The organism is Micromonospora sp. NPDC004704 (assembly GCF_053601675.1).
This window is the reverse complement of record NZ_JBSGCD010000005.1, coordinates 228650-249360: the sequence shown is the minus strand read 5'-3', so window position 1 is coordinate 249360 and position 20711 is coordinate 228650. Positions and strand designations below refer to the sequence as shown.

Below are 20711 nucleotides of genomic sequence, written 5' to 3'. Positions count from 1 at the left end.
CGCCGGTGGCCGGCAGCCCGCCGCGATCGGCGTTGGGGCCGCCCGTCGGCACCCTCGGATCGCCGCGACCAGGAGCGTGACCACCATGAAGATCGGATTTGTCGGACTCGGTGCCATGGGCAGTGCCATGGCCGGGAACCTGCTCGACGCCGGCTACCCGGTCCAGGTCTGGAACCGCTCCCCCGATCCGGTCCGGGAACTGGTCGCGCGCGGCGCCACCGCCGCCACCGAGCTGGCCGAGATCTTCGGGTCGGAGGTGGTGATCAGCATGTTGGCCAACGACGCCGCGGTGATCGAGAACCTGCTCGACGACCGGCTGCTGGCTGCGGCGCCCACCGGCGCGGTACACGTCAACATGGCCACCGTGAGCGCGGACCTGGCGGGCCGGGCCGACCGGCAGCACCGCGCCCACGGGCTGCACTACGTCGCCGCACCGGTACTGGGTCGCACCGAGGTCGCCCGAGCCGGCAACCTGACCATTCTCGCCGCCGGCGACACCGCCGCCATCGCGAAGGTGCAACCGCTGTTCGACGTACTCGGTCGCCGGACCTGGACGGTGGGTGACCAGCCCGCGCACGCCAACCTGGTCAAGATCCTCGGCAACTACCTGATCGCCTGTTCGATCGAGGCGATGGCCGAGGCGACCACGGTCGCCGAGGCCGCCGACCTGGACCCGAAGCTCCTGGTCGACATCCTCACCGAGGGGCTGTTCACCGGGCCGGTCTACCAGGGTTACGGGGCGATGATCGCCGCCCGGGACTACGAACCGGTCGCGTTCAAGCTGGCGCTCGGCCGCAAGGACGTCGAACTGGCGTTGGACACCGCCCGCTCACACCGGGTCCCGCTGGCCTTCGGCGGTGTGCTCCGCGATCTCTTCACCGAGGCGGTCGCCCACGGTCAGTCGGACCAGGACTGGGTCGCGGTCACCGAAACCACCCGCCGCCACGCCGGCCTCGACCACCGCTGAGTCCGCCCGGCCAGGTCAGTCCCGGTCGGTCCCGGCCTGCCGGCGGGCCTCGGCGGCGAGCCGGTCGAAGGTGCTGACCAGGGTCGCCCGCCGCTGCGTCACGTAGTCGCCGGTCGGCTCCAGCCCACCGATGCTGTCGTCCCAGACGGCCAGGTAACGCTGCTTCCAGTCGGCGATCGTCTGCTCCGACGGCAGCTCGACGCCCACGTACCGCTGCTCCGACAGGAGGCAGAGCAGCTCCAGGTTGCACGGTACGGCGACACCCCAGTACTCGTCCGGCTCGATCTCGACCGGATCCCCGGACATCGCCTGGGCCACCTCGTCCAGCAGCCGACCGGTGACGGCGCCGAGATGGTCGGCGGCGGTATCGCTGTCGAAGTTTCCCCTGCCCCAGCTACCCATCCGGCCCTCCTCCGCATCGCCGCGACACTGCTCGGCCCCGGCGACACTACTGCCTCGAGGCGCTCACCGCTGCTCCCCGACCGGGGGACGGCGGAGCACGCGGGCGCGAGGTGGGCAAAACCACGCGGCCGGTTCCGCGGCCGGCGGGTCCGGGGCATCCTGGACCGATGGTCGTACGGGTGGAACGCAACGGTCCGGTGACGACGGTGGTCCTCGACCGGCCGGAACGTCGCAACGCGGTCGACGGGCCCACCGCCCGCGCCCTCGCCGACGCCTTCCGTGCCTTCGACGCCGACCCGTCCGCCTCCGTCGCCGTGCTCTGGGGCGCCGGCGGGACGTTCTGCTCCGGCGCCGATCTGAAGGCCATCGGTACGCCGAGCGGCAACCGGGTCGAACCCGACGGCGACGGGCCGATGGGGCCGACCCGGATGCGCCTCGGCAAGCCGGTGATCGCCGCCATCTCCGGGTACGCGGTCGCCGGAGGGCTGGAACTGGCCCTCTGGTGCGATCTGCGGATCGCCGAGTCCGACGCGGTGCTCGGTGTCTTCTGTCGACGCTGGGGAGTGCCCCTGATCGACGGGGGCACCGTCCGGCTGCCCCGGCTGATCGGCGAGAGCCGGGCGATGGACCTGATCCTGACCGGGCGCCCGGTGCCCGCCGTCGAGGCGTACGAGATGGGGTTGGTCAACCGGCTGGCCCCGCCGGGCGGTGCCCGAGCGGCGGCGGAGGAACTGGCCGCGCAGCTCGCCGATCTTCCCCAGACCTGCCTGCGCAACGACCGGCAGGCCCTGCTCGCGGGCGCCGGCCAGCCCGAACCGGCCGCGCTCGCCACCGAACTCGGGTACGGCATGCACTCGCTGGCCGCCGACGCGGCTGCCGGTGCCGCCCGGTTCGCCGCCGGAGCCGGCCGCCACGGCGAGTACGCCTAAACGACGACGGCGGCGGCGGACGGTCGCCCCCGATCGGGGGAGAACCGTACCGCCGCCGCCTGTCGACGTGGTGCCGCGATAACTAGAAGTTACCGGCCGAGTTGCACTTCACGCCCTGGTCGAGGCAGTTGCGGACCCGTGCGGCGAGCGCGTCGTCCTCCCACGCGTTGAAGAAGTCCGCGTGCATCGAGAACGAGGTGCCGGAGGCGAGGGTGATCCCGTCCGTGTTGGCGCTCAGCGGGTACGAGATCACGAACGACACCGAGGGGACCGGGACCGGGTGGCTCTTCGGGCAGGCCCCGGTGTGGTCACCGTTCGCCATGTGCGCCTTGTGGTCCGGGCTGTCCAGGTGCTTGCCGTCCCAGCAGTCCGGGAAGGTGATCTGGCGGACGATGTGCGCGGTCTTGGCGCAGACCGGGAAGGTGCCGTCGGCGCTCCGGCCGACCTCGCCGCCGATGCCGGCGCACCAGAAGTGGTTGCCCTGCTTGTCCGGGGTGTCGACCTGGTTCTTCGCGTCACCGACGATCATGCGCAGGCCGAACGGGAACGGCTGGGTCTTGCTCGGGTCCTTGAGGCGGGAACCGTAGTAGACGGTGATCTCGTCGGGGTCGACGACCTTGCCGTTCTGGAGCATCGTCGGCACCCAGTAGGCCGAGTGGTCCTGGGGCGAGTTGCACGTGGTGGCGGTGGCCGCCCGCAGCGACTCCGCGGTCGAGTTCGCGTTCGTCGACTTGTTGCCCCAGAACGTGTGGTTGTGCGAGGCACCGGCCAGGTTCGGCAGCACGATCGGGTCGTCGCTGTTGTGGTGGCTGGTCGTACAACCGACGTTGAACTCGGGCACCTTGACCGGGTTGCCGGTCACCGGCTTGGGCTTGCGGGCGAAGAACGCTGCGGTCGCGGCGGCCTGCGCGGCCGGGTCGATCTTGATCCAGCCACCGACCGAGGTGGGCGGGTTGGTGCCGGTCGGCGGGGTGGCCGACGTACCCGGTGCGCCCGGGGTGGCCGAGGTGCCCGGAGCGCCCGGCGTGGCCGAGGGGCTACCGGGAGCACCGGTGGTCGGCGCCGAGGGGCCGGTCGAGCCCATGCCGGTGTCGCCGGACGGACCGGACGCACCGGGGGTGCCCGGCAGTTCCTTGCATCCACCGGCGAGCGCGACGCTCAGCAGCAGCAGCGCGGTGACGGAACGACGTTGTCTGGGAGTGGGTCGCAAATTCATGTGGGGGGCACACCTTTCTTCCGAGAACGAACACTACGAGTGCACCCCCGCTCGATTCGAGTCGGAACGATTATTTCTCCCTTAAGTCTCGCTTAGCGATTGCCGGATCGGCTTAACGGAGTCGCCGACCTGTCGTATCAATCTCATTTCCCTGATTTTTTTCTAAAATCCGTAATCAGCGCTCGGCCGACGACTCCACAGTAAGGTCGGCTCTCTTACCCGACCGGCACTCGACGCATTACCGGCCACGGGCCGTAGGCTTCCGGGCGGTCATGACGGACGGGCTGTCGTGCCGACGGCCGTCGTGTCGGACGCGGAGGAGACGACTGTGGCACGGGCGAGCAGGATCTGGCGACTGTACGCCGGGAACGAGTTGCTGGGCGACCTCGTCGTCGACGGCGGAGACTTCCCCTGGCTGCACGCCCGGTTCGAGCCGGTGCCCGCGTACGGGCGGTTCCGGGCGCTCTTCGACGAGGACATCCGGCTGCTGAACAGCGTCGACGAGGACGTACCCGCGCAGGTCGCCTCGTACGAGCGGATGCTGGCGGCGGGGATCGGACTGGTCGACCCGGACGGTCTCCGGGTGCCGGAGTTCCTGCTGCACATCCAGGACGAGCAGGCGTGGTGGCGGTGGAGCGACGAACCGTTCGACGACGACTGATGTCCGGCGGCGGCCGGTGCCCTGTCGCGGCTACAGACTGGTCTGGCCCTTGCGCAGTGGGACGACATGTTCGTGTCGGCCGTTGCCGTCGGTCCAGGTGAGCTTCGCCTGGTAACGACGCACCCCGTGATAACGCTTGTCCCGCGCGGCGAACTGCACCGGATAGCGTCCACCACCGTCGAGCCGGCCGAGTGGAAACTCGTCCTTGTCGACCCCGGCGAGATCCACCACCCGGCCGTCGGTGTCCATGACGACCAGTCCGACACGCAATGCCGATGCCGGTCCCTGGTTCCACACGACAAGGTTGTAACCGACCTGCACCGGCTCCTGCCCGTCGCCCAATGACACCTTTGCGAATGCCGCGTTCCAATGGAAGTACGCGGTCACCCGGGCGGTCTGCACGTCCTCCCGCCGATGCCGATGGGCGACGTACGCGGTGAGCGCGGAAACGAGCAGCGCCGCCACCGCGACCACCACACCGAGCCAGGTTGCCACGACGTACTCCCCTCGCCGACGCACCGGCCCTCCATGGAACCAGTCCGGGTCCACCCTCGGCGGTCCTGAGTGGACCGGAAGCTCACCTGGGCTTGCGTTCGCCCAACTGGAGCATTGCCTCGTGGACCTGGTCCGGGGTGAGCGGGGCGACCGGGAGCGGGTGGGCGGCTCCGGTACGCAGTCCGTCGAGAATGAAGCCGATGGCCCGACGCCAGGCGTCGGGGGCGACCCCCGCGGTGGCCCGGACCAGGCCCTGGGTCGACCAGAAGACGAGGGGCAGATCATCGGGCGTGAAGTCGGGGCGGAGCGTGCCGGCCCGCTGTGCCCGTTCGATGATCTGCCGGCCGTGGTCCACCTGGCCCGTGCAGAGCGCCAGCAACTGCTCGGCCTCGGGGAACCTGCGGGACACGACGTCGTTCAACGCCGGGTCGGTTGCCTGGAGTTCGGACAGCTCGGTGACGTACTGGGCGAAGCCCTGCCAGGGGTCGGCGCAGGCGTGGGCGCGGGCCGCGACGGCGTCGAGCCTGGCCGCCACCAGCCCGGGTACCACCGCGTCGATGAGCGCCTCGCGGCTGCCGAACCGGTTGTAGAGGGTGCCGGTGCTGACCCCGGCCCGCTGGGCGATCTCCTCCAGCGGCGCGTCGAGCCCACGCTCCCGGAACACGTCCACGGCGGCAGCGGTCAACTTCTCCAGGTTGCGCTGCGCATCTCGGCGCAATGCCGGCTTTGATGCCGCATCGCCCGCTTTACCCGTGCTCACCAGTACCCCCTGATGCCTAACTTGACGCTAGCCTCAAGTTAGGTGCTACCGTTGCCCCGAACTTGAGGCACCCCTCAAGATATCTCTTCTCCAGAGGAGCATCCCATGTCCAAGGTCATAGCCGTCTTCGGCGCCGGAACCGGGCTCGGTGTCGCGGTCGCCCGCCGGTTCGGCCGCGAGGGCTACCGGGTGGCGCTCGTCGCCCGACGCCGGGAACGGCTCGACACCCTGGTCGAGCAACTCGCCACCGAGGGCATCGAGGCGGCAGCCTTCCCCGCCGACCTCACCGACAGCACCGCCGTACCCACCCTGATCGCGGCGATCCGGGCCCGCTTCGGCCGGATCGACGTCATCGAGTACGCCCCGATCGGGGTCACCGGCTTCACCCCGGCGGCCGAACTCACCGGCGAGGAGTTGACTACCCTCACCCACCTCTACCTGCTGACCCCGGTCGAGGTGATCCGGGCCGTACTGCCGGAGATGATCGAACGCGGCGACGGCGCGATCCTGGTCGGACACGGACTGTCGGCCGTCCGGCCGATGCCGTACCTGAGCGGTGTCGGCCCGGTGATGGCAGCCACCCGCAACTACCTCTACTCGCTCCACGGCGAGCTGGCCGACCGGGGCGTGTACGTCGGCACCCTGGCGGTCAGCGCACTGATCACCGGCAGCGAGGCCCACCAGGCCTTCACCTCCGGCACCGTGGCAATGCCCGACGGCATGGAACCACCACTGGTCAGCCCCGACGACCTCGCCGACCGGTACTGGGAGATGTACGGCAAGCGTGACCGGGTCGAACAGATCCACCCGCCGGTCGACGCCGCCCCGGCAGCCTGACCCGACCGGCTTCCGCCGAGCGGCGGTGCGGTGGCAGGCGTCCGTGCTGTGGTCAGCGCCAGCCGTAGCCGGCGCGCAACGCCTGGCAGACCCGGTCGAAGCGGCCACGGTCGAGCACCGCACCCTCGCGCCGGATGCTGTCCTCGCGCATGGTGAGCACACGGTCGAGGCGAAGGAAGCTCGGCCGGTGGTCGCGGTCCCACTCGCCGGGGCCGAGGGCCAACCAGTTCCGCTGGCCGTGGCGCTCGCTCTGGCTGGAGAGCATCAGGCCGTACAGGGTCCGGCTCTGCCGCCCGACGACCAGTACCGGACGGTCCTTGCCCTGGCGGGGGTCGTCCTCGTACGGCACCCAGGTCCAGACGATCTCACCCGGATCGGCCTGCCCGTCCAACTCCGGCGCGTACGTCAGCTCCCGCCGTTGCAGGGTCGCGAGCTGGCGCCGACGTGCGACCTGAGCCGGGGTGGGTTGGCCGGGAACCGGGGCGGGTCCACGCCTGGCCATCCGACTGACCCTGGCCGCCACGCCCCTCAAGAGATTCGCCACGGCGGCACCTTACCCCTGCCGGTTCCGAGCTACGCGGGTCCGGTGTGGCCGGGCTGCGGCGAACACTCGAAGCCGGCGCAACGAATACCCAGGCCCTCGGGCCGCGCCCTAGACGCCGCCCTCGGCAGTTCGTTGCTGTGTCCTCACCGTCTGTGGTTCGAAGCTCTTCATTGCAGGCTCAAGGTACTCATCGAGACCACGGACGACCTCAAGAACCTCGTCCGGCGAGAGATCGCCCTCCTCGCGGGTCGCCGACCAGTCGTTTGCGTCCACGTAGTAGCCGGCGCGGTTCTCCGCATCGTTCGCGCCGGACCGCCTTCGCCGAGCCCTGTGGGACCTCACGATGTGATCGCCCGCCACCGCTACCAGGTGGCTCACCTGTGCAATCAGCCTGTACATGAGATTCTGCTTCTCACCCCTCGCCACCGATTCCGCCACGGTCACGAACACCCCATCTCTAATTGATTGTATCTATCAGATGCAACCGAGTACCCCTATGCTTCTTCGGCACCTCCGTCAAGGTGTCGACGTGACGAGAGACGCATAAACTCGCGTACACGGAGGATGTAAAGACGGAACACATAGGCCGACATGATGCAGGAGATCAATACGAGGATCCCCCACCACCGGTTCGTCACACCCAATACCGACACCCCGTACGGCATAACGGAATCGTTCCAGCGGGGTACCACCGAACCGTTCTTGACGTCGTCGGTGGCTTTGAAGGCCATGTACAAAGCGCTGGCGGCAACCGAGATGAGCGTCGTGCCGACGAGGGCCAGCCGGGCGGTGAGCGTCGGCTCCAGCAGACGACGCGACGGTGCCTCGAAGCCCAGCCACGTGGCGGCGACGGCAGGAAACGCAAGAAGGAAAGCCGGCGCGTCCGTGCCGGGATCGTGGCCGTGGGACATCAGATTTCCCACGACCAGCACCAGCAGGAAGCACGCGGAAGACGCCACGGTCGCACGGAACAGTGAACCCGGGGGCACTTCGATGAAGGTGAAACGTATGCGGGGCGGAGGACGCAACGGCACATTGGGCACCTCGGCGAGGAACCGGGCGTAAAAATGTGCGTACGACTGCCCCAGCCTCTGCCGGAAGCGGTAGTAGGGCGGTGTGGGCGCCTTCGCTGCCCTCCGTTTCAGATATTCCTTCGCATCCACGAACTCCTGGCTGCGCAGATAGAGGCCCTCGGGGCTCTGCACCTTGAGGTGGTAGCTCCGGCCGGTGCCGGCGTTCGCGAGCGAGACCGCGAGCTGCACGGGCCGCGCGCCCAGCAGGATCCGCATCCTCCCACCGATCCAGCCCAACGGACTCCACTTGCCTCTCCTGCTGAGCCGCAACCTCGGGATGACCGTCGCCTCGTAGTGCACGACAAACCTGCCGTCACTCGGCCTGGGCAGCCGCACCACGATCACGTAGTTGTCGGAGAGCTTGCGCACCAACTCTGCCGCCAGTCGGAGCTCCTTCTTGTTCGGAGCGTCAAGTTTGCTCAGCAACTCGTGCGGAGAGACAGCATCCAGCAGCTGGGCGATGGCTTTCTTCTGGTCGTCGGACTCAGGCTGCACAAACATCCTGAGTAGCTGGACCTCGGACTTCCCATCCAGCCTGGCGAGCTCCTTCTCGAGCCGACGAGCCGATTCCTCCTCGTCCTCGTCCTCGTCCTCGTCTTCGTCCTCACGAGGCTGCCGTGACACGGGGGCATGATTGTTGGCCATGCTCTCCGGAAGGTTGCGCCTGATGATCCTGGTCAGTGCCCGGTTCTCCGCCTCCAGCACGTCGGCGGCGAGCGGAGTCCGTGAATTACCGAGGTTGTACGCCTTGAGCAGCAGCATACGCAGGACACTCGCGACGAATTGCAGGCATTCAGGGTACGAGAGGACCGGCAGGTAGGTCCCTTCGACGTCCGACACCACGAAGTTGTCGTGTAGTTCGCCCTTCCGGGCAATGATCAGTGGGAAGTGGAGCGAAAGATTCTCTTCGCCGCCAAGCGGCGGCGCGGGCACGCCCGGTCGACCTTCAGCGGATGGGCCGGCCGGCTGATCGGCCACACCGGCTCTGGACGGCTCGCCGTCCCGAAGGTAGGTCTTCACCAACGGCTTCGGGAGCTGGACCTCGACCGTCACCCGCCGGTGCAACGTACGCTGGCCGGGCTCGTAAAGTTCGACGACCCGCTCGCGCAACATGAATGGCGTGGAAATGGCAAGGGCGAACACACTGGCCTGACCGCTTCCGATGATCCGGTTGGCGGACGCCAGTCTTTGCAGCTCCCGAGCACGCCGGGTAGACACTTGGACAATTTTACGCGGGTGCGACCGAACCAGGGGACGGATGTAGACAAAGTTGTCGTAGATCAGAAGGACCGCAAGCACGAGGGTGACAGCAACCGTGGCGCGAACCCAAGGGTCAACGCTCCAAGCCCCTTGCTGGGGCACGATGAGCACTCCGAGCACCAGAACACATATCGAGACCTGAGAGATCCTAAATAACGTCGTACGCAGCATCAAGATCCCTTCTCCTGAGGTGGAGCGCGGTCAGTATGACGCCGAGTTTTTCTTGATCGACACAACCGAATAGTCGAAGGTGAATCAGTTACTCGACCGTCACGGACCGCCCAACCGAGGGTTTCCCCGATCCCGGCCACCTCGGGAAGCTCGACGTCCCTCGCGAATCGTCCGATTTCTGGTCAGCTCATCGATCCGCGCCCAACGCCGTCCGATCAGCCGACTCCCAGACCCCCGCCGACGCACCAAACCAAACACACCCCCCTCATCTGACGGAAACCCGACCCACCGCGTCACCGCCCGAAGATCACCCCTCTTGTAGAGAAAAAGTGGCTAACGAACGCCGAATAAGCACTCTTTCTCTACAAGAGGCGCCTTGTGGGGTGGGTGGGTGAGGGTGGTCAGGTGGTACGGAGGCGGTAGCCGAAGCCGCGCAGGGTCTCGATCACGTCCTCGCCCAGTTTCTTGCGCAGGGTGGAGACGTACACGTTCACCAGGTTGGTGCTGGGGTCGAAGTCGTAACCCCAGGCGTGCGAGAGCAACTGCTCCCGGCTGAGAACCCGGCCGGCGTGCCGGATCAGGGTCTCCAGCAGCGCGTACTCCCGTCCGGTCAGGGTCACGTCCCGGCCGTGGACGGTGACCCGCCGGGTCCAGAGATCCAGGCGTACGGGACCGGCGGTCAGCACCCGTGGCTCGTCCGACCCGACGTCGCGGAGTCGGGCCCGTACCCGGGCCAGCAGTTCCTCGAACCGGAACGGCTTGGTCATGTAGTCGTCGGCACCCGCGTCGAGGCAGTCGACCACGTCGTGGACCCGCGCCCGGCCGGTGAGGATCAGCACCGGCAACCGCAGCCCTCGGGTACGCAGGGACCGGAGCACCTCCAGGCCGCTGCGTACGGGCAGGCCGATGTCGAGGATGAGCAGGTTGAAGTCGTCGGTCGAGCCGTACTGCTCGGCCTGCTCCCCGTCGGTGACGTGCACGGTCTGCCAGCCGTTGGCCGCCAGCCCCTTCCGCAGGAAGGAGGCGATCCGCAGGTCGTCCTCAGCGATCAGAATCCTGGCCATGTTGCCAGCCCTCCCTTGTCTGCCGGGGTATCACCAGGGTGAAGGTGGCGCCGGCACCGGGCCGGCTGACGAGTTCGACCCGCCCGCCGTGTGCCTCGGCGATCGCCCGGACGATGGACAGACCCAGCCCGGAGCCGGGGTAGCGCAGGTGCGCGTGGGTGCCCCGGCGGAACCGGTCGAAGATGTGCGGCTGGTCGTCCGGGGGCACACCGCACCCGGTGTCGCGTACCCAGAGCCGGAACTCGGTCCCGGTCACGGCCGCGCCGAGGGCGACGGTCTCGGTGTCCTCGGTGTGCCGGACGGCGTTGTCGGCCAGATTGATCACCGCTTCGGTGAGCCGGTGCCGGTCCGCGACGACGATGCCGGCGCCGAGGTCGTCGACGTGCCAGCGTCGGGGGGCGAGCGCACTGAGTTTCACCGCCAGTTCCGCGACGAACAATTCGACGTCGATGCGCTCCGGCTGAAGGAATTGCGGATGGGCGACGTCGGCCAGCAACTGGAGGTCGCCGACGATGCGGCCCATTCGTTCCAGTTCGTCGGTGACCAGGGCGATCGTGGAACGCCATTCCGGACGGTCGGTGTCCTCGGGATCGAGCATGCTGAGATTGCCCATGGAGATGGTCAGTGGTCCGCGCAGTTCGTGGCTCGCGTCGAGGATGAATTCCCGTTCCCGGCGGAACACCGCCTCCAGACGGTCGAGCATGGCGTTGAAGGTGAGGGCCATCTCGGCCGCCTCGCCCTGCCGGCCGACCGGAATCCGCCGGGTCAGGTCCGACTGCGAGATCAGCCGGGCGGTCTCGGTGAGCTGCCGTACGGGACCGAGCACCCGGCCGGTGACCAGCCAGGCGCACCCCGAGGCGAGCACCAGCACGCCGAGGACCGCGCCGGCTCCGTACGTCTGTAGTTCGGCAATCTCCCGGCGCTGGCTCACCGGCAGCAACGTGACCACGAAGGCCCCGCTGCTGGCGCCGACCCGTACCGGGAGGATTCCGTAGTAGGCGTCACCTCGGGCGGTGTCGTACCGGTCGATCGCGGGGCGGCCGTCGGCGCGGGGGTGCGAGCGCGCCGAGGTGGCGAAGACGTGCATGGTGTCGTCGGGCAACCGCTCGATCGGGAACCGACTCAGCGCGGCATGGTGCAACCTCCCGTCGGCGAAGGCGAGTACGGCCTCCTCCTGACTCGGTACGTTGCGCCGGAAGTAGACGTCGAACACCCCCTGTACGGAGGTGAAGGCGTCACCCGTACGCGGATCGCGGCCGTCGGCGATCAGCCGGTTGATTTCCTGGAACTCCTGCTGCACGGCCTCGCTGATCCGGGTCTCCAGACGGATCATCAGCACCTCGTGAATGGCGACCGTGCAGAGTCCGCCGGAGAGGACAATCAACGCGATGTACGACAGCAGAATGCGCGTGTGGATGCTCCTGGCGACACGGGACCAGCCGGAGCGACCCAGCATCGAACAATCTCCTCCACGAAGCCATCCGGCGACTGTGACGGGCACAGCCGGCCCGCCTCCACGTGTCGGCGCCCTCACGCATCGTACGTCCGAAGTGGAGGCATCGGGATTCATCGAATGGCTCGACCGGCTCGACCGGCACTCGGACGCGAATGGCCGTTCCGACTACCCTCTCTTACCCAAAGTCCCGCCGTGGTTAATGTGTTGTTCAGTCCACGTTCACCTCAGACTCGCGTTCCGCTCATCCGGGTGCGCATGGCGAACCGCCCCCTCCGATGGGTTTCGGAGGGGGCGGCTCTGGTCGACCGGCCGAAGTCACCCGGCCGGTCCGGTAACCGGACGGGATCAGCCGAAGGTGATCACCAGTCTGGGCGGGTTGTCACTTCCCTTCTCCCTGCTGTTGAACGCCTGCTCCATCCCGTTCGCGTTCTCGGCACTGTCCCGGATCAGGAAACCGAAGTTGCCGGCCGCGTACATGCCGCCCACCTGACCGGGGACCACCCACTCGCGGTAGCCGTTGCCCGAGGCCGTGGTGGCCGCCGTACCGGTGGTCGCCGGTTGGTTGTTCCAGCGGACGTTCGCCTCCGACCAGGTCGCCGCGAGCGGAATCGCCTGCAACGTCCGCCCCGTCTTGTACGACCCGGAGTAGAGACGCAGCCGCGCGTCGGTGACCTGGCAACCCGACGGGATCGCCGGCAGGTTGAACCGGACCAGGACCCGGGCGTTGTTGCCCGACTTGCTGTCGACCTTGATCGACGAATCCTGGCCGTAGTTGCTGGACGACGAGGACTGCAACACCCAACTGTCCTGGTTCGCCCCGAGCGTCACCGAACCCGGTGCCGCACAGCTCGGCGGCGCCGAAACCGTCCAGGAGTACGTCGCCGGGGTGGCGTCGACGTTGCCCGCCGGGTCGGTTCCGCGTACCCGGAACTGGTGGGTTCCGGCGGTCAACCCGGTGTGGTTGACCGGGGAGACACACGCCCCGAACGCACCCGCGTCGAGGGAGCACTCGAACGTCGTACCGGGTTCGTTCGCGGTGAAGGTGAACGCCGCCGTCGGGCTGGTTGTCGTCGCCGGCGGGGTGCTGCCGATCGACGTCTCCGGTGCGGTCGTGTCCGGCGGCGGTTGCACCGTCCACTCGAAGACCGCGGGACTCTGGTCCCCGGCCCCACCACCGTTGACCGCCCGCACCTCGAAGCTGTGGTCACCGACCGCGAGGTTGGTGACCGTACGGGGCGAGGTGCACGGCGCGAACGCCGCCCCGTCCAACGCGCACTCGAAGGTCGAGCCCGGCTGGCTGGAGGTGAAGGTGAACGTCGCCGTGGTGCTGGTGGTGGCGAGGTCCGGTGCGGTCGCGATGGTGGTCTGCGGGGCGGTGGGCGTACCGGCCACCGTCCACGCGTAGCTCGCCGGGGTCAGGTCGACGTTGTCCTCCTGGTCGACCGCCCGCACCTCGAACACGTGCGGACCGGGCTCCAGGTTGGCCGGCAGATCCAGGTTCGGATAGCCGTGCGGGCTCACACACTCCACGAAATCGGCCTCGTTCTGGCTGTCGAGGCGGCATTCGAAGATCAGCCCGGCGGGAGCCGTGACGTTGTCGGTGCCGGCGAAGGTGAAGCTCGCCGTACCGACCGGGCTCGGGTTCGCCGGCCCGGTGTTGACCACCGTTTCCGGCGGGGTGGCGTCCGGACCCGGGACCACCGCCCACTCGTGCTCGGCCCACTCCTGTTCACCCGAGGTCACCCCGTCCAGGTCCACCGCGCGTACCCGCAGGTAGTGGTCGCCGATGGCCAGGTTGGCGAAGTCCGCCGGGGAGACACAGGTGGTGAACGCACCCAGGTCGAGCGAGCACTCGAACCGGGTCACCGGCTCGTTCGCGGTGAAGGCGAACGTGGCGGTCGTACTCGGATCCTCCGCCGGTGGGGCGACGACCAGGGTGACCACCGGCGGGCCGGTGATCGTCCACGCCCGGGTGGCCGGCGTCGGTTCGACGTTGCCCTCCGCGTCCCGCGCCCGGACCTGGAACTCGTGCGTGCCCGGCAGCAGATCCTCGTAGAACACCGGCGACACGCAGTCGGCGAACACCGACCCGTCCAACGAGCACTCGAACGTGGCGTCTCCCTCGTTGGCGAAGAAGGTGAACAGCGCGGTCCGCGCGGCGGTCTGGGCCGTCGGCCCGGCACTGATCGTGCTCACCGGCGGTACGCCGGGCGGTGACAACGCCACCACCCAGGTGTACGTGGCCGGCGTCGGGTCGACCTTGTCGGACAGGTCCACCGCCCGTACCTGGAAGGTGTGCGTACCCGCGGTCAGGTTGCCGTACGTCTGCGGGTTCTCGCACTCCACCCAGTCGGCCTCGTCGGTGCTGTCCAGGCGGCATTCGAACCCGAGGTCGAACAGCGAGGTGTTGTCGTCGATCCCGGTGAAGGTGAAGCTCGCCGACGTGCTGTTGCTCGGGTTCGCCGGCTCGTCGACGATCAACGTGTCCGGCGGTGCGACCTCCGGCGGTGTGGGCGCCGAACCGTCGCAGGAGATCTGGTAACACTGCATCGGTTCGGTGTTGCCCGAGGCCCGGTTGCCGCCACCGTCGACGTTCCCGGTCTCGGCGTAGATGCCCCAACCACCGTTGTTGTTGGCCGTGTTGGCCGAGATCCGGTGCCCGGCCTTGTTGACCGAGATGCCGTCACTGCTGTTGCTGCCGGTGGTGTTCCGGTCGATGATGTTGCCCGGCTCGGTGCTCTCCGGCAACACCTCCGCCTCGACCGAGATCCCCTCCGCCGAGTTGCCGCTGGCCGTGTTCAGGGTGACCACGTTGTTCAGCGACTCCGAACCGAGGGCGATGCCGGTCGACGAGGAGTCGCTGGCGTCGTTGGACTCGATCCGGTTGCCCGACGACTGGTGCAGCTCGATGCCGGTGCTGTTGAACCGCACGTCGTTGCCGCGCAGCACGTTGTTCAGCGCCGCCTCCAGGCTGATCCCGCCGTCGCTGTGGTTGGTGACGATATTCGCGATGGCGTCGTTGCCGCTGGACTCGACGATGTTGATCCCGGCTTCGCTCTCGGTCAGCTCGTTGCCCTCCAGCTTGTTGCCGTTGGACGCCGCCTCCAGGGTCACCGCCGCGTCGGAGTTGTCGAGGACCGTGTTGCCCACGATCGTGTTGTTGCTCGACCCCTCCAGCCAGAGGCCCGTACCGCTGGACCCGCTGACCCGGTTCTCCTCGATCCGGTTTCCGCTCGCACCGACCAGGTGGATGCCCTCCAGTGCGCTCCCGCTGATCGTGTTGTCCAGCAGCAGGGTGCCCTGGGTCCCGCCGGTCAGCACGATGCCGGCGGCGTTGCCGGTGAGCGTGTTGCCGCGTACGAGGTTGCCGGCGCTGCCGTTGTCCGCGTCGGCGAGCTGGATGCCCGCCTCCTGGTTCTGGGTCAACGTCAGGTTGGAGATGATGTTGCCGGCGGTGCCCGCGTTCAACTGGAGGCCGTAGTCGAAGCCCCCGATGGTGCCGTTCGTGACGGTCACCTGGTCGTGACCGTTGTTCCGGATCCCGACCCCCTGCCCGATGCCGTCGACACCGAACCCGTTCAGGTCGACCGTGATGCCGGCCGCCCCGATCACCAACCCGTCGTTACCGCAGTTGGTCAGGTTGTTGGTCAGCAACACGCTCTGGGTGAGCGTCTGACCGCAGGTCACCTGCGTCGGCACCGGTGCCGGACGGATCGTCCAGGCGTGTGCCGCCGGGGTCGGATCGGTGTTGCCCGCCGGGTCGGTGGCCCGTACCCGGAACTCGTGGTCGGTCGCCCAGAGCCCGACGTGGGCCACGGGTGACGTACACGCGGTGAACGCCGAACCGTCCAACGAACACTCGAACGTCGAGTCCGCCTCGCTCGCCGAGAAGGTGAAGCTCGCGTCCGTACTGACGGTGGTGGCGTCCGGGGCCGAGTCGATCGTCGTCTCCGGCGGGGTGCTGTCCGCCGGGGCCGGGGAGATCGTCCAGGTGTACGCGGCCGGCGTCGGATCGATGTTGCCGGCCAGGTCCACCGCACGCGCCTCGAAGGTGTGCACCCCCAGCGCCAACCCGGAGTACGTCTTCGGGCTCAGGCACGGCCCGAACGGCGCCGCGTCCAACCGGCACTGGTAACTGAGGTTCGGGCCGGGCGAGGCGTTGTCACTGCCCCGGAAGCCGAAAACGGCGACCGGGGTGGTGCTCGCCTGGTCCGGCGTGGAGAAGATGGTCGTGTTCGGCGGGGTCGAGTCCGGGCCGGGCGGAACCGCCGCAACCGTCCAGGTGTACGTCGCCGGGGTCAGGTCCACGTTGTCCGACGGGTCGATCGCGCGCACCTCGAACCGGTGCACCCCGGCGAACAGGAAGTGGTACGAGGTCAGACTCACGCACTCGACCCAGTTGTCGACGTCCGGCGGCTGCGGCGGGTCACCGGGATCCGGCTCCGGGGCCGGCGGGTCCGGTGGCGGGTCCAGCCGGCACTGGAAACGCAGTGCGGTCGGCGGGGCCGCGTTGTCCGTACCGGTGAACCCGAAGTGGATGCTGCCGAGGCTGCTGCTCGGGTTCGGTGGCGTCGACGTCAGTACGGTGTCCGGCCCGGTCAGGTCCGGTGCCGGCGGTTGACCCGGGGTTCCCGTACCGCAGACCACACCCCGGCACTGCTCCGGCTCACCGTTTCCGCTGGCGACGTTGCCGCCGCCGTCGATGGTGCCCTCCTCGGCGGCGTCGATTCCGAACGCGGCGTTGTGGTGCGCCACGTTGTCGGCCAACCGGTGCCCGGCCTCCGGGACCGAGATGCCGTCGCCCTGGTTACCGATCACCTCGTTGCGCTCGACCACGTTCGCGCCGAGCGGCACACCCTCCGGGTCGACCGCCGCGCCCTCGACCGCGATCCCGCCACCGGCCGAGCCGTTGACGACGTTGTCGAGGATCCGGTTGCGCAGCGAACCCGGCCCGACCGAGATGCCGGCGCCACCGGAGAAGCTGGCGTCGTTCCGTTCGACCAGGTTGTCGCTGGAACCCTCCAACTCCACGCCGCCCGGGTTGTATCGGACGTCGTTGTCCCGGACCACGCTGTCGCTCGACCCGGACAGTCCGATGCCGGAGTCCGCCGCCAGGTGCGAGACGTTCCCGATCACCTGGATCCCGTCGGAGTCCTCCACCGTCACCCCGGCGTCCCCGGTACGGGTCATCGTGTTGTCCTGCACCAGGGTCCGGTGGGACCCCTCGGTGATCAGGATCCCGCCGTCACCGCTGTCGGAGAGGGTGTTGCCGATCAGCCGGTTGTCGCGGGAGTCCTCCAGCAGGAATCCACCGTCGCTGCCGATCGTCGGGTCGGCGGTCACCCCGCTGACCGTGTTCTCCTCGATCAGGTGGCCGCTGGCGTCCTGCATCCAGAGCGCCACCCCGAGGTTCCCGGTGAAGGTGTTCTCCGCCAGGACGCTGTTCTCCGAGCCGTTGACCAGGGCAACCCCGATCTCGTTGGCGTCGAACGTGTTGCCGCGTACCTGGTTGGCGTTGCGGCCGTCGTCGGCGTTCGACAGCTCGATCCCGGCGACCGCGTTCTCGCGTACGGTCAGGTCCTCGTAGCGGTTGAACCGGGTGCCGGCCATCGCCGAGATCCCGTACTCGAACTGCCGCACGGTTCCGCCGGTGATGACGACGTTCTCGAAGCCGACGTTGCGTACGCCCGCTGGTCCGCCCAGTTCGGGCAGCTCGATCGGGGCACCCGGCTGGCCGGGGAAGTAACCCGGCCCATCGACGGTGTGCCCGTCGAGGTCGACCTCGATGTTCGGCGCCCCGATCACCAGCCCGTCCAGCGGGCAGTTGGTCAGGTCGTTGAGCAGCCGGGTGCTCTGGGTCAGCACCTGACCGCAGGTGACCGTGGTCGCGACCGGTGCCGGCGGCGCGGGCGGCTGCGGGGCCCCCGGACCGTCGAACCGGAGCACGAGCTGCGGCACCAGCGGCGGCTCGGCGAGGGTGTTGCGGGAGGCGAACGACGAGTCGTCGCCCTCGCCCTCCTCGGCGGAGTCCCGGATCAGGAAGCCGTGGTTCGGCGCCCCGCCGAGCATCGCCGTGACCTGCCCGGTCACGTTCCACTCCCGGAACCCGGAACCGGAGCCGGTGGTCGCCGCGGTCCCGACGGTGCCGGGCTGGTTGGCCCAGGTCACCTGCATCTCCGCCCACGCGGAGCCGATCGGGATCGCCTCCAGGGTCCGACCGACCTCGCCGTCCGCGTGCAGCCGCAGGGTCGCCCCGGTCAGTTCACAGGCCGCCGGTACGTCCGTCGGCAGCGGGAACCGGATCAGCGTACGGGCGTCCTCACCGGGTGCCCGCGAGCGGACACCGAGCGATTCGGAGATGCCGAAGTTCTCCTGGGTGTTCGACTCGTCGACCCAGGTGTCCGCGTCCGCCCCGAGGATCACGTTCGAGGTGTCGCAGTCGACCGGCGAACCCACCGTCCAGGTGTACGTCGCCGGGGTCGGGTCGACGTTGTCGCCCTCGTCGATCGCCCGTACCTGCACGGTGTGCGAACCGGTGGTCAGGTTGGAGAAGCTCCACGGGCTGGCGCACTCCAGCCAGGCCAGCTCGTCGGTGCTGTCGATCCGGCACTCGTACTCGAGCAGGTTGGTCGGGGTGAGGTCGTCGGTGCCGAGGAACGAGAACGTCGCCGTACGGCCCGCGCTCGGGTTCGGCGGGGTGCTGGCGAACGTCGTCTCCGGGGGCGTGATGTCCTCGCCACCGGTGAACTCCCAGACCGCCGGGGACTGGTCCACGTTGCCGGCCCGGTCGATCGCCCGTACCTCGAGGGTGTTCTGACCCAGCTCGATGTCGAGCACCTCGTACGGGTTCGGGCAGCCGACGAACATGAACTCCGGGTCCGGTGGTTCGGTCGGGTCCGGCGGGTCCGGCGGCTCGGTCGGGTCGTTGACCAGCACCCGGCACTCGTAGAGCAGCTCGCCGACCGGGGTGGTGTTGTCCGTCCCGGCGAAGGTGAACGTGGCCCGCTCGGCGGCGAACGTCGGACCGGACACCACCGAGGTCTCCGGCGGGGTCAGGTCGGCCGCCGGGAACGGTCCCTCGTGTTCGAGCGCGCCGATGTCGCAGGTGGTGTTCTTCGGTCGGGTGACTCCCCGCTGGTCGACGGTGGCGCACGGGGCGACGCCGCCGTCCAGGGCGAAGCTGTCGTCCTGGATCGCGTGGGTCATCGACGGGCCGCCGTTGTCGGCGATCGCGTCGATCCTCGGGTCGCCCGCGTTCGACCGGTCCCGGCTGCCGCGCAGGTAGCAGGAGTCGGCGCTGTCCAGGTTGCCGCCCTCGGAACCGACCGCGAAGCTGCACTCGGGGCTGTAGAGGTTGCCGGCCACGATGGTGTTGCGCAGGATCACCGACTGGCTCGGCTCGACCGGGAAGTTGACCGAGCCACCCGGCTCGTCACCGATGCCGGCGCCGTGCGGGGCGACGTTGCGGTTGATGGTCACGTTGACCACCCGCAGGCCGGCGTCCGCGTCGGTGTACAGACCGCCACCGGCGACCTGGGCCACGTTTCCCGAGGTGGTGGTGTTCTCGATCAACGCCTCGGCGTCGCTGGCGTTGTAGATCCCACCGCCGTACTGCTTGGCCCGGTTGTCCCAGAAGGTGGAGCCGGTGATCTGGAGGGTGCCGTCGGCGACGTTGGCGAAACCGCCACCGTGCTCGGCGGTGTTCTGGCTGACCGTGGTGTCGACGACCGAGAACGCGCCACTGCCCTGGCTCTCGATGCCGCCGCCGTCGGCCGCCGCGGTGTTCCCGGTGATGGTCAGCCGGGTCAGGGTGACCCGCTGACCGTCGTTCTCCACCCCACCGCCGCCGGCCTCGGAGGTGTTGTCCCGGACCGTACTGTCGCTGACCGTGACCGCTCCGCCGGAGTGGATCGCGAGCCCGCCGCCCTCGGCGATCGACTCGTTCTCGGTGAACGACGCCCCGGTGACCGTCGCCCCGCCGCTGCCGCCGAGGTAGAGGCCGGCACCGCCGCCGTCACCGGAGACCGGGTCACCGGCGGAGTTGCCGGTGAAGACGGTGTTGCGGATCGTGCTGGCCCGCTCCGAGTCGGCGAGTACGCCGCCGCCGCTGCCGTGCGCGGCGTTGCCGGAGACGGTGCCCCGGGTGACGGTCAGCCGGGTCTTGGAGACGCTGCTGAGCCCACCGCCGTCGGCACCGGCCGTGTTCCCGGTCAGCGCGGTGTCGGTCAGCGCCAGCTCGACCTCGTGCTGGTTGGAGATGCCGCCCCCGTCGCCACCGGTGGCGTTCCCCCGGATGGTCGAGCCGCTGATCTCGACCCGGCCCTCACCGTCGAGGTCGATGCCGCCGCCGGAGACCCCGGCGTAGCTGTCCAGCACCGAGACGCCCTGTAGGCGTACCACCCCGGAGGAGAGACTGAGTACGGCACCGCCCTGCTCGGAGTCGTACCCCTCGCGGAGGGTGACCCCGGAGACGGTGACGTTGCCGGCGGTGTCGTGGATCTCCAGCAGCCGGTCCAACCCGCGACGTTCGGCCGGCGCCCCGGCCGGCGGCTGTCCGCCGTCCACGATGGTCCCGGCGGCGCCGGCACCGATGATGGTCACCGGGCTGACGATGTCGAGGTCACCGGTGTCGTCGCCGTTGTCACCGGCCGGCGCCCGGGTGATCTGGTACGTGCCGGCCGGCACCTGGATCGTGTCACCGGGCAGCGTCGCGTTCGCCTCCTGGATCGCGGCGCGCAGCGTGCACGTGTTGGCGCTGGTCCGGCAGATGCCGTTGCCGATGTTGATGTCGACCGCGTCGGCGGTGCTGTTGACGGTGAACGTGACCGCCCAGACCGGCTGGACGGCGATCATGGTGGTCAACAGGGATGCCACCC

14 protein-coding genes are annotated in these 20711 nt (G+C 68.9%); 4 read left to right on the top strand and 10 right to left on the bottom strand.

The genetic code is table 11. From position 1 onward, the window contains the following. Positions 1-76: 76 nt before the first annotated feature. Positions 77-967: an NAD(P)-dependent oxidoreductase gene (locus ACWEFB_RS09300; RefSeq protein ID WP_452283828.1), complete on the top strand. Its 891-nt coding sequence runs from the start codon at positions 77-79 to the stop codon at positions 965-967. Positions 968-982: 15 nt separating this feature from the next. Here ACWEFB_RS09300 and ACWEFB_RS09295 read toward each other — a convergent pair whose 3' ends face one another. Continuing rightward, positions 983-1369 carry a DUF4259 domain-containing protein gene (locus tag ACWEFB_RS09295; protein ID WP_452283826.1) on the bottom strand — a complete coding sequence of 129 codons (387 nt, stop codon included), beginning with the start codon at positions 1367-1369 and terminating at the stop codon, positions 983-985. A gap of 167 nt (positions 1370-1536) precedes the next feature. Between ACWEFB_RS09295 and ACWEFB_RS09290 the strand changes: the two genes are divergently transcribed. Continuing rightward, positions 1537-2298, top strand: a complete 762-nt coding sequence (locus ACWEFB_RS09290) for a crotonase/enoyl-CoA hydratase family protein (RefSeq protein ID WP_452283824.1) — start codon at positions 1537-1539, stop codon at positions 2296-2298. An 82-nt stretch (positions 2299-2380) separates the two neighbouring features. Here the strand turns inward: ACWEFB_RS09290 and ACWEFB_RS09285 are convergent, their stop codons facing one another. Next, positions 2381-3514 (bottom strand): DUF1996 domain-containing protein, encoded by a 1134-nt coding sequence (locus tag ACWEFB_RS09285; RefSeq protein ID WP_452283822.1) that lies wholly within the window; start codon positions 3512-3514, stop codon positions 2381-2383. Positions 3515-3842: 328 nt separating this feature from the next. On the opposite strand from ACWEFB_RS09285, the gene ACWEFB_RS09280 reads away from it, so the two are divergent. Continuing rightward, on the top strand, positions 3843-4175 hold the full coding sequence (locus ACWEFB_RS09280; protein ID WP_452283820.1) for a hypothetical protein: 333 nt from the start codon (positions 3843-3845) through the stop codon (positions 4173-4175). A gap of 30 nt (positions 4176-4205) precedes the next feature. On the opposite strand, the gene ACWEFB_RS09275 is transcribed toward ACWEFB_RS09280, so the two are convergent. After that, entirely contained in the window at positions 4206-4670 is a 465-nt protein-coding gene (locus ACWEFB_RS09275; RefSeq protein ID WP_452283818.1) for a hypothetical protein, read from the bottom strand. A gap of 82 nt (positions 4671-4752) precedes the next feature. Continuing rightward, positions 4753-5355, bottom strand: a complete 603-nt coding sequence (locus ACWEFB_RS09270; protein WP_452283816.1) for a TetR/AcrR family transcriptional regulator — start codon at positions 5353-5355, stop codon at positions 4753-4755. A gap of 180 nt (positions 5356-5535) precedes the next feature. On the opposite strand from ACWEFB_RS09270, the gene ACWEFB_RS09265 reads away from it, so the two are divergent. Next, positions 5536-6267, top strand: a complete 732-nt coding sequence (locus ACWEFB_RS09265; RefSeq protein ID WP_452283814.1) for an SDR family NAD(P)-dependent oxidoreductase — start codon at positions 5536-5538, stop codon at positions 6265-6267. 52 nt (positions 6268-6319) lie between these two features. Here ACWEFB_RS09265 and ACWEFB_RS09260 read toward each other — a convergent pair whose 3' ends face one another. The 6 genes from ACWEFB_RS09260 to ACWEFB_RS09235 form a co-directional block, all read right to left on the bottom strand. After that, complete coding sequence (locus ACWEFB_RS09260) at positions 6320-6811, bottom strand: type II toxin-antitoxin system PemK/MazF family toxin (protein ID WP_452283812.1); 492 nt, start codon at positions 6809-6811, stop codon at positions 6320-6322. A 108-nt stretch (positions 6812-6919) separates the two neighbouring features. After that, entirely contained in the window at positions 6920-7261 is a 342-nt protein-coding gene (locus tag ACWEFB_RS09255; RefSeq protein WP_452283810.1) for a hypothetical protein, read from the bottom strand. Between the two features lie 44 nt (positions 7262-7305). Beyond that, positions 7306-9315 carry a hypothetical protein gene (locus ACWEFB_RS09250; protein WP_452283808.1) on the bottom strand — a complete coding sequence of 670 codons (2010 nt, stop codon included), beginning with the start codon at positions 9313-9315 and terminating at the stop codon, positions 7306-7308. A gap of 401 nt (positions 9316-9716) precedes the next feature. Further along, positions 9717-10379 (bottom strand): response regulator transcription factor, encoded by a 663-nt coding sequence (locus ACWEFB_RS09245; RefSeq protein ID WP_326562142.1) that lies wholly within the window; start codon positions 10377-10379, stop codon positions 9717-9719. Then, positions 10357-11835, bottom strand: a complete 1479-nt coding sequence (locus tag ACWEFB_RS09240; RefSeq protein WP_452283806.1) for an ATP-binding protein — start codon at positions 11833-11835, stop codon at positions 10357-10359. Before ACWEFB_RS09240 ends, ACWEFB_RS09245 begins: the two co-directional genes overlap by 23 nt. A 345-nt stretch (positions 11836-12180) precedes the next feature. Continuing rightward, positions 12181-20709 (bottom strand): right-handed parallel beta-helix repeat-containing protein, encoded by an 8529-nt coding sequence (locus ACWEFB_RS09235; RefSeq protein WP_452283804.1) that lies wholly within the window; start codon positions 20707-20709, stop codon positions 12181-12183. Positions 20710-20711: the final 2 nt, after the last annotated feature.

Excerpts from the sequence above, each read along its gene's own strand:
- ACWEFB_RS09295 (WP_452283826.1), bottom strand. The coding sequence starts at position 1,369 with ATGGGTAGCTGGGGCAGGGGAAACTTCGACAGCGATACCGCCGCCGAC.
- ACWEFB_RS09290 (WP_452283824.1), top strand. The coding sequence starts at position 1,537 with ATGGTCGTACGGGTGGAACGCAACGGTCCGGTGACGACGGTGGTCCTC.
- ACWEFB_RS09285 (WP_452283822.1), bottom strand. The coding sequence starts at position 3,514 with ATGAATTTGCGACCCACTCCCAGACAACGTCGTTCCGTCACCGCGCTG.
- ACWEFB_RS09265 (WP_452283814.1), top strand. The coding sequence starts at position 5,536 with ATGTCCAAGGTCATAGCCGTCTTCGGCGCCGGAACCGGGCTCGGTGTC.
- ACWEFB_RS09250 (WP_452283808.1), bottom strand. The coding sequence starts at position 9,315 with ATGCTGCGTACGACGTTATTTAGGATCTCTCAGGTCTCGATATGTGTT.
- ACWEFB_RS09245 (WP_326562142.1), bottom strand. The coding sequence starts at position 10,379 with ATGGCCAGGATTCTGATCGCTGAGGACGACCTGCGGATCGCCTCCTTC.
- ACWEFB_RS09240 (WP_452283806.1), bottom strand. The coding sequence starts at position 11,835 with ATGCTGGGTCGCTCCGGCTGGTCCCGTGTCGCCAGGAGCATCCACACG.